Here is an 11,206-nt window from a genome sequence, read left to right as displayed (position 1 = left end):
TAGGTAAGGTTCTTAGGTTTATAATTCTATTGTGGTGGAATCTTCGTCTTCCAGGTCATCATTATTGATACTGATATATTTAGCCAGTGCATCGATCGTTGTGAGCTCAAATAGTGTCCTTACGGATACTTCTACCTGCATTTCTTTACGGATAGCTGAGATCATACGCATCACCTGTAAGGAATGCCCGCCCAGTTCAAAGAAATTATCATTGACGCCAACCTGTGCCAGTCCAAGCAATTCCTGCCAGATCACAGCCAGGCTCTGTTCAATTTCATTTCCTGGGGCAACATATTCATTGGCTGTCAAGGCGTTCATATCAGGATCAGGCAAGGCTCTTTTATCGATCTTACCATTGCTGGTCAGCGGCAATTGTTCAAGCACAACCCAAAGGGCAGGCACCATATAATCAGGCAATCTGCTCTTCAGGAACGTCACTACACCATCCTGATCAAAAGTTCCGTTTTCAGGAACTACATAACCTACCAGGCGTTTATTCCCGTGATCATCTTGTCTTGCAAGCACAATCCCCTGTGCAACCAGACTACTCTGTTCCAGCGCATTCACGATCTCACCCAATTCAATTCTGAAACCGCGGATTTTTACCTGATCGTCATTACGGCCAACATAAGTCAGGTTACCGTCTGGTAGTAACTTACAGACATCCCCTGTTTTATACATGCGTTCTCCGCTTATAAAAGGATCAGCCATGAAATTCGCCGCGGTTTGTTCAGGAAGGTTCAGATAACCTCTGGTCACCTGTACACCAGCGATATACAGCTCTCCTGTTACCCCCGAAGGAACCAGGCGCAATTGTTCATCCAGCAGATAAGCCCTGGTATTGCCTACAGGACGGCCAATCGGAACCCCATCCTGATGCGGTACATCATTTGCAGGATAGGTATACCTGATCGCTACAATTGAAGTTTCTGTTGGCCCGTATTCGTTATAAAACGCGACATAAGGTTTCCATTTTTCTGCCAGTGACACGCGGCAGTATTCTCCACCTGAAACGATACGTTTAAGCCCGCCATAACTCCCTGCATTCATAGTTTCCAGGAACCCGGGAGTTGCATCTATGTGCGTGATTTTTTCACGGATCAGCAGATTTTCAAGTGCTGACGGGTCCAGACGGGTTGCTTCGTCCAGCTGTACCACTGTACCTCCATTGAATAAAGCCAGGAAGATTTGCTCTACCGAAGCGTCAAAATTATAGTTAGAAAATTGCAGGATCCTGTCTCTGTGGTCTATAGTATATTTTTCGCCCAGGTAGCTTAACAGATTAACTACCCCACCATGTTCTACCAGTACCCCTTTTGGTAAGCCTGTTGAACCGGAAGTATAGATCACATAAGCCAGATCAGTAGACAGACGTTCAATTGAAGGGGTTACCAGCGGGTATTCAGCGAATACTGATTCAATGTTATCCAGTAAGATAACAGGTAAACCGGTTGCTGGTAAGAAGGCTGTACTTTCTATACTGCTCAGCACCATGGTTGCTGCTATATCCGAAAGGATATAAGCGGTACGTTCTGCCGGAGAATCCGGAAGAATTGGTACATAAGCTGCCCCTGCCTTCATAATGGCAAGCATACCCACCAGCATTTCCGGAGAGCGTTCTATAAACAGCGGGATCATCATATCACGCTCAGCCCCCATATGAATCAGGTGATTCGCCAATTTATTGGCCAGCTCATCCAATTCACTATAAGTCAGCTTTCTATCTTCAAATACTACCGCAACTGCTGATGGTGTCCTTAAAACCTGCTCTTCAAAAAGGTCAGTCATTGTTTTATCCAAAGGATAAGCAAACGAATTGTCGTCTGCACCGCTCAGCAACTCAGATTTTTCGGCCGCAGATAGAATTTCAATGTCATTTAAAGTTGCATTTTCTGTTGAGATGATATAGTGTATCGCCGCTTCAAAATGTCCGGCAATAGCTTCTGCATAAGTAGTTTCCAGCAAAGAACTATTGTAATTAAAGGTGATATTTGTCTCTTCACCTGTGCCTATGATCAAACTCAGCGGATAATTGCCCTGTTCGTTCATACTGACACTTTCTGTTTCGAGTTTCCATGATTTTGCAGACAGGACTTTATCTACAGGATAGTTTTCAAAGACCAGCAAACTATCAAATAATTCTCCCGACACCGCAGACCATCTGCGAATATCATTTAAAGTCGTATACTGGTAGTTACGGCTGCTGATCTGATCTGCCTGAATCTCTTGTAACCACGTTGAAACAGGTTGTAAGGTAGCTGTAGAAGCACGTAAAGGCAAGGTATTGATATACATACCTACCCTTTGTTCTACGCCTGCCAGGTCATCCGGACGTCCGGAAACAATCACACCATATACCACGTCTTTATTTCCGGTATAACGGGATAATAAGTACGCCCATACCCCTTGCATCAGTGTATTCAGGGTAATGTGATTACGCTGTGCATAACGGGTGATCCTGGACGTAGTTTCCCGGTCAAGGTGCAGGCTTTCATCTTTATACAGCCCAATTCCTTTGGTACGGTCTGCGGTCGCACTGATGAAAGGCAGTAAACTTGGTTCATCCAGACCATCCAGATATTCTTTCCAGTAAGTGGTTGCTTCTTCCTTATCCTGACGCTCAATGTAGCGGATATAGTCTTCATAACGGTCTTCAGAAGCTGCCAGCCCGGTTTGACCAGTAACCAGCTGCTCATAAACCTGAAGTAACTCTCCCAGCAAGACTGCAAGTGACCAACCATCAAGCAATACGTGATGGTAAGTCCAGAATAACCTGTAACGGTTCTCCTGTATACGGATCAGGTGAATACGCATCAGCGGTGCTGCGGTCAGCTCAAAGGCTTGTAAACGATCGGCCTGCTCATAGTTATGAATGTACTGCTCCTGTTCTTCTTTACTCATTTTACTGCAATCCACCACATGCATTGGTATTTTCACCTCACGGTAAACACATTGCACCGGTATTTTGAATTCATTGTAATAAAATGCGCTGCGCAGGATACTATGGTTTCGCAGTAACTGATCCCAGCTTCTTGCAAATATTTCTGGTTCAACGCCGGTCAGCACCGTCGTAAATTGTTCGATATAGGCACCCGCATGATCATCATATAAACTATGGAAAAGCATTCCTTCCTGCAAACCGCTCAGACGCGACATACTTTCCAGTTGCAATTTCCGGGGCGAACCATGGTGGTCTGCATCCAGGAATTTATCAAGTTCTTCATTGGTGATTTCTTCTCCCAGATTATAGTCTGAAGGAGTGAATACCGGAGTCTCTGTAGTGATACAATGTGCAATCAGATTTTCAAGATTTTCCAGGTAAGCCGATGACATTTCTGCGATGGCTTCCGGTGTAAAATGCAAGCTGCTAAAACTCCAGTTCACCTGCAATTCACCACCCTGTATCAGGCTGTTTATTGACAATAGTTCCCTGACAGGATGACTGCCAGAGATCGCTTTACCCGAAGATTCCGAAGCACCTGACAGCAGTGAATTGTCTTCTTCTTTCACCAGGTTATCCAGTTGTCCGAGATAATTGAACTCCACTTCCCATGGATCTGTCCCTTGCAGGGCCTGAACCTTGTCTATATATTTTAAAATTCCATAACCCAGACCTTTATCAGGAACTAAGCGAAGTTGTTCTTTACCATGTTTCAACTGTAAACCAGCCGCTGCATCCGGCAAAACAGACAGCATAACCGGGTATAAACTAGTGAACCAGCCCACGGTACGGCTGATGTCAATACCCGGAATAAAGTCTTCTCTGCCATGCCCTTCCAAACCAACCACTACAGTGGAATGTTTATTCCAAGTGACTAAAGTCTGTGCTAGCGCAGTTAGTAATAAATCATTGATTACAGTATGGTATGCACGAGGTACATCCTGCAATAACTGGCGGGTGCGCAAGGCGTCCAGCTTCGTATTATGCTGCTGTATTTCCGCGCCGGTTACTGCTCTTTTAACAGTATGAACCGTGCGCATTGGCTTAGCCGCAGCGACCACATTTTCCCAGTACCCACGTTGATGCTGCACGCTGTTTTTAGTACTATAATTCAGTAATGCCTGATGCCATTGACGGTAAGAAGCTGTCTTATATTTTGGTAATGGTTTTTGTGCTAACAACTGTTCAAAGTCTTCCAGCAGGATACGCCACGAAACACCATCTACTGCAAGGTGGTGAACCACGAGCAATAAGCGGTTTTGTGGTGTGGTATCCGGAGTCAGGATTAGTACAGCACGTAAAAGTGTTCCTTTCAGAATATCCAGACTAGCCTGATACCTGTCATTGTGTGCAGCAATAGTTTGTGCCAGTTCTGACGATTTTAAGCTCCTCAGATCGTTTATCTCCAGTGACCCTGCATAATCCCCATACACCTGTCTCCAACCCTCTCCTGTGTGCTCATACGTAAACCTTAGGGCATCATGTGCAGCAACCAGCTGGCTGATGATTTCATTTAACCTTGATGAGGTGATGCTTTTATCGATACTTAAGAAAACACTCTGGTTATAATGAGACAATTCCTGACTACCTGATTCAAAATAGTGTTGTTGAATTGGCAGTAAACCACTCTCCCCTTCCAGTAAACCTTGTTCTCCTGATGACGCACTTTCTGCTGCTGCCGCCATACAAGCAGACAAACCTGCAATGGTCTGATGGATAAACAGATCACGCGGATGCAGGCTGAAACCGGCACGGCGTACACGGCTCACTACCTGGATCGTAATAATTGAATCTCCGCCCAGTTCAAAGAAGTTATCATAAATCCCTACTTTGGGAATATGCAGGAGTTCCTGCCAGATCTCAGCAAGAATAGTTTCCTGTTCGTTGCGCGGAGCGGTATAAACACCTGTCTGTAAAGTGCCCATATCAGGATCAGGTAAACCTTTACGGTCTATTTTCCCGTTACCCGTTAAAGGCAACTCATCCATGGCAACAAAAAGACCTGGAACCATGTACTCCGGTAAATGATTTTTCAACCAGCTTACCGTAACTTCCCGATCAAAAACACCTTCTGCAACCACATAGGCTACTAAACGTTTGTTTCCACTTTCATCAGTTTTGACGATCACCGCAGCCTGCACAATCGCCTCATGCTGCTGTAATACATTCTCAATCTCTCCAAGCTCGATACGGAAACCACGGATTTTGACCTGGTCATCAATACGGCCCAGATATTCAACTGTCCCATCCGGTAACCAGCGCCCCAGATCTCCGGTACGGTACATCCTGCCTTTGGCCTCAAATGGTGTATCCACGAAACGTGAAGCAGTCAGCTCTGATCTGTTCAGGTAACCTCTGGATACCCCGATCCCGGCAACACAAATTTCACCCGGTACCCCCACAGGGCAAAGCTGATCACTGGCAGACAGTACATAAATACGCATATTCTGTACTGGTTTACCTACCGGAACATTGATCCTTGAAGGGGTCTCGTACATGATGTGGTGACAAATATCATCCGATGCTTCAGTAGGCCCATAAGCATTGACTACCGGGATACGGCCATAGTGCGGATGGGCAAACCATTGCGCTAATAAAGGCTGGCTTACCGCCTCTCCTGTCACCAGCAAGTAAGACAATTTGTTTAAGTGAGCTAATGTATGCTCTTGTAAAACAGCATTTAAATAAGAAGGAACAAGCTCCAGGATTGTAATTCCGTCCGCTTCCACTGCATCAATCAGAATCGCTGGCTCCAGAATTCTTTCTGAAGAATAGAGCACTGTTTTACCTCCGCAAAGCAAAGCGGAGAACAGCTGCCAAACGGAAATATCAAAAGTATAAGAAGCAGTAAAGGCAACGACCGTTTCTGCTGTTAATTGTAAATCATTGATTTTAGCATAAAGGTGATTCAGCATCCCTGCATGCTCCACCATTACCCCTTTTGGTTTGCCGGTAGAACCAGAAGTATAAATCACATAAGCCAGATCGCCAGGCCCGGCAGGATTCAATGGACGGCTAATTGCCCATGTGCTGATTTTCTCCCTTTCGGTATCCAGTAAAACCGTATCCACTGAAGCAAAAGCCGCGATACTTGTTTTCAAATCACTGGTCGTGATTACAACTGAAGCGCTGGTATCTTCCAGCATAAAAGCAATCCTGTCTTCAGGATAACCCGGATCAATCGGAACATAAGCTCCGCCTGCTTTCAGGACTCCTAAAATCGCTACAACCATCTCCGCTGAACGCGCTAAACAAATTGGGACTAGTATATCAATGGAAACTCCTTTGCTGCGCAGATAACCCGCAAGCTGATTAGAACGCTCGTCTAATTCCTGATAAGTGTAAACTGTATCTTCAAAAACCAAAGCAGTTGAAGAAGGATACAGTAAAGCCTGTGCTTCAAAAATCCCTATTGCAGTCTGATCTTGCGGATAAGCAGTTTCTGTATGATTGAAAGTTTTCAGCAGTTGTTCCTGTTCTGTACTGCTAAGCATAGAAAGCTGGCCTAAAAGACTATCAGGAGAGGTAATAACAGCATTCAGCAAAGTTTCAAAATGTATACTCAGACGCTCAATTGTCGCTTCACTATACAAATCGGTACAATAGGTGATATATCCATTTAACTCTCCATTACTTTCCAGCAGGTTAAACGTCATATCAAACTGAGCAGTAGCCGCATCAATATCCTCTGAGGAAACAACGACCTCTCCAAGGCTCAATTCCGGCATTTCAGGCGTATTATGTAACTCAAACATCACCTGGAATAAAGGTGTACGGCTCAGATCTCTTTCTTTCACTACTGCCTCCACTACTTTTTCAAATGGAAGTTCCTGATTTTCATAAGCATCCAGTGTAGTTTCTTTGACCTGCTGAACAAATGTCCGGAAAGAAACATCCTGATCAGGATGACTGCGAAGGGCTAATGTATTCACAAAGAATCCAATCAGGTCTTCAGTTTCCTGCTGTACCCTGCCTGCAATCGAAGTACCTACACAAATATCTTCCTGACCGCTATAACGTGACAGCAATATTTTGAAAACAGCCAGCAGAGTCATAAACAACGTGGTATCCTGCTGACGTGAAAGTGCGTGAAGTTGTTCCAGCATTTCAGGTTTCAGGACAAAAGCATAACTGGCAGCATTTTTACTTTGCATTGCCGGACGCTGGAAATCTGAGGGTAACTGAAGAGCCTCTGTTCCGCTCAATTGTTTTTTCCAGTAATTCAACTGTTTTTCCAGTAATACCGGTGTCAGTTGTTCCCTTTGCCAGATTGCGAAATCTGCATATTGAATGGCCAGCTCCGGTAATTCAAGTGCTTTACCAGAAGTAAATGCCTCATAATAAGCTGCAAGCTCATTCACCAGGATACTTACCGACCATCCATCAGAAGCAATATGATGCATCGTAAGCACTAATACCGAAATCTCAGTATCGAGTAAGATCAGGTTTGCACGCAGCATATGGTCTGTAGCCAGGTTAAATGGCTTCATGATTAGTTTACGGATATCATCCTGCAAGGAGTCTTGCTGCTGATGAATAAGATCGGTCACCTGTAATTGCCATAAATACTCTCCCATTACATGCTGACGGGCTTTTCCATCCTCTTCAAGCATGACAGTACGCAATACTTCATGACGGTTAACCAGCTGACATATGGCCCGTTCCAGCGCAACCCTGTTGAGCTGCCCTTTTAATCTCAATGCAGCAGGGATATGGTAATGAATACTTCCTTCCAGCTGATCGATAAACCATAATCTTTCCTGATTGAAAGAGAGCGGAATATGCTCAGGTCTTGTTTTTTTCTCAATAGCCGTTCTCGCGGTATGCGGAGCTTGTCCGCTGATGTAAACCGCTAATGCAGCTATTGTTTTATGTGTAAACAGGATTTTGACTGTTATCTCGGCTTGTAATGTTTTACGAAGCGCTGAAATAATACGCATCGCAAGCAGCGAATGACCACCAAGTTCAAAAAAGTCATCATGTATACCTACTCTTGATATAGACAGTAAATCCTGCCAGATGACTGCAATTTTTTCTTCCAGTGTATTTCGCGGTGCCACATAGTTACCTGTTGTTAAAGCATCGTTGTCTGGCTGTGGAAGGGCTTTTCTATCCACCTTACCATTAGGCGTCAAAGGTATTTTTGCTATAGGCAGCAATATAGCCGGCACCATATACTCCGGTAGTTTTTCTTTCAGGTAAGCGATAATAGCCTCCTTATCAAATTCTCCCTCAGGAATAATATAACCGACCAATCTGCTGTTTCCATTCAGATCCGGTTTAACCGCTACAACAGCTGCATTGACCAGCCTGCACAATTGCAGCTCTGCTTCAATTTCACCTAATTCAATACGGAACCCTCTCACTTTTACCTGGTCATCAATACGGCCCAGGTATTCGATATTACCATCCGGCAAGAAGCGTGCAAGGTCACCTGTACGGTATAAACGGGCACCTTTCAGAGTTGAATAAGGGTCTGCAATGAATTTTTCAGCTGTTAATTCCGCACGGTTCAGATAACCACGGGCAACACCAACCCCGCCCACACAGAGCTCACCGGCAACACCTACCGGACATAATTGTCCGTTTTCGGCCCTGATATAGGTCTGTACATTGGCTATCGGTTTCCCGATCACTACCACATTATCTTCTTGTATAGGCTGGTCGGTCAGCGTAGTCACTACCGTATTTTCTGTAGGGCCATAGGCATTCAGCACCCGTACCCCTTTAGCACTGATATAGCGCACATCCTCCCTGTTCAGCGCCTCACCTCCTGAGATAATTGTAGTAATTGGCCCCAGAACGTCTTTAACAATATGCTGATAAGATGGCGGTAAAAGAACGACCTCTACCCCATGTCTTTGCACAAAAGCCCCAAAACTTTCCTCAGAAAGTAAGTCTTCTTTTTGTGGCAGGATCAGGATCCCCCCGCTTAGCAGGGTATTAAATACTTCGTAGCAGGATGCATCAAAACCAAAAGAAGCGAACTGCAAACATCTGGTTCCTTCGGTCAGATACAGTGCGTGCTGCTGACTTAAAGCCAGGCTCACTACGCCTCTGTGTTCTATCAGTACACCTTTTGGTTTACCTGTAGAACCAGAAGTATAAATCACATAAGCCAGGTTATCCGGACTTAGCGTAACTTCAGTAACGGAGTCATATTTGTTAATCTGCTCCCATTCAATATCCGGCTGAATAACTTTAAGACCATCGGCGGGTAATGAAGCGGCACATTGACTACTGCTGATCATTATGGTAGCAGCAGTATCTTCGAGCATGAAACGGATTCTATCTTGCGGATAATCAGGATCTATCGGTATATAGGCTGCCCCTGCTTTCAGGATTGCCATAATACTGATCACCATTTCAGGAGATCTTTCCAGACATAATGGGACGAGTGTTTCTGCACCGACTCCCTGATCACGCAGGTAATTTGCCAGGCGGCCTGCCTGCTGATCCAGCTCCTGATAAGTCATGGTCACCTGATCTGTAATAAATGCAGGAGCATCTGGTGTACGCGCCACCTGTGCATTGAACTGATCGATAATTGTACAGGATCCAGGGAAAGCTGAAGCAGTCGCATTAAAAGTATGAATCAATTGCTGTTTTTCAGGGGCAGAAAGTATTTCAATGTCTTTCAACAAAAGGTTATCTGCACTGGTCATGCCCGTAATGGCCTGTTCAAAATGTCCTGAAATAGCCTCCATATACCCTTTAGTGAGTAATGAAGTATTATAACTGAAATATACAGTGATTTCTTGTGCAACCATTACGGCTACACCAAGAGGGTAATTGGTATGTTCTTCTTTTCTTACCTGATCAACCTGTAAACTAAGCGACGGCGTAGTAATCGGGTTACCTGGATAATTTTCATAGACCAGTAAACTGTCAAAAAGATCTCCCGGAATACCCGCCCAGCGCTGAATCTCGTTCAATGCGATATGCTGATATTCACGGCTTTCCAGCTGTTCTCCCTGGATATTTTGCAACCATGCGGTTACAGTTTGTAATTCATCCAGCTGTGCACGGAACGGTAATGTATTGATATACATCCCTACTGCACGTTCTACACCAGGTAAATTATCAGGTCTTCCCGATACGGTAACCCCATAGGTTACTTCAGTACGACCGGTATAACGATATAAAAGATAAGCCCAGACACCTTGTACCAGCGTATTCATCGTAATACGGTGACGCTGTGCATATTTTGACAAACGGGAAGTCGTTTCCGTATCCAGCACCAGATGATGGGTACTGTATACGCCTATTCCTTTATTCCGGTCTGTTGTTGCACTAATAAACGGCAACAAGGTACCTTCACTCACATTTGCTAAATAATTGCGCCAGTAATCTTCTCCTTTGGCCGCATCGCGGTTTTCGATGTAACGGATATAATCTTCATAACGGTCTGCTGCTGGTACAGGTAATTGTTTACCCGCCGATAATAATTCATAGGCTTTCAGCAATTCTCCCATCAATACCGGCATAGACCATCCATCCACTAAAATGTGGTGATACGTCCAGCAAAGCTGGTATTTAGTCGCACTCAGCTTCATCAGGAAGATCCGCATCAGCGGGGCCGTGGTAAAGTCAAACCCTTTTTTCAGGTCTGCTTTTTCATAATCACGGATAGCCTTCTGTTGTTGTTTAGCAGTTTTGTCACTATAATCAACCAGTGTAACCGGCATTTCAATTTCCTTGTAAACACACTGAACCGGGATAGCAAAAGCATTGGCATAAAACCCGCTTCTAAGCACACTGTGTTGTTTCAGCAAGTAGTTCCAGCTTTGGATGAAAGCATCCGTATCCAGATCGGTTAACTCTCCTGAAAACTGTTCTACATAAGAAGAGCTGGTCTGTGCATCAAATATTCCATGGAACAGCATTCCTTCTTGTAAACCACTCAACCTGTAAACACTTTCTATTTGTGCTCTGCGCGGCTTGCCTTCAAAGTTTTCGTCCAGAAACTGGTCCAATTCCTCAATGCTTACTTCACCTGCTAATCCAAAATCGGCAGGCGTATAGTTATTTACCTCCTGCTGTTCAATACAATGTTTGATTAACGATTCCAGGTTTTCAAGATATGCCGCAGCCATTTCTGCTATGCTTTCGCTATGGAAATGTTTGTTGCTGTAACTCCAGTAAAGTACGAGTTGATCATCCTGAATAATCCCGGCGACAGATAGTGGTTGAGAAACAGGGGTTTGATTGCCCATTGCCGAACCAAAGGTTTCCCATCCCGGATGTGCCATTTTACCGGTAACC

At 44.6% G+C, this 11,206-nt stretch carries 1 protein-coding gene (only partly in view); it reads right to left on the bottom strand.

Features of this window, described 5'->3' with window-relative positions:
- Positions 1–18: 18 nt before the first annotated feature.
- Positions 19–11,206: the 3' portion of a non-ribosomal peptide synthase/polyketide synthase gene (locus HDE70_RS04450; RefSeq protein ID WP_183888247.1), read on the bottom strand. It continues 22,421 nt past the right edge of the window; 11,188 of the gene's 33,609 nt are visible here — the last part of the coding sequence; its start codon lies off the right edge, out of view — the gene reads right to left on this strand; it ends in the stop codon at positions 19–21.

Origin of the sequence: Pedobacter cryoconitis, assembly GCF_014200595.1 — a bacterium.
In the GTDB taxonomy this organism is placed as follows: domain Bacteria; phylum Bacteroidota; class Bacteroidia; order Sphingobacteriales; family Sphingobacteriaceae; genus Pedobacter; species Pedobacter cryoconitis_C.
This window is presented reverse-complemented; position numbering and strand designations above follow the sequence as displayed.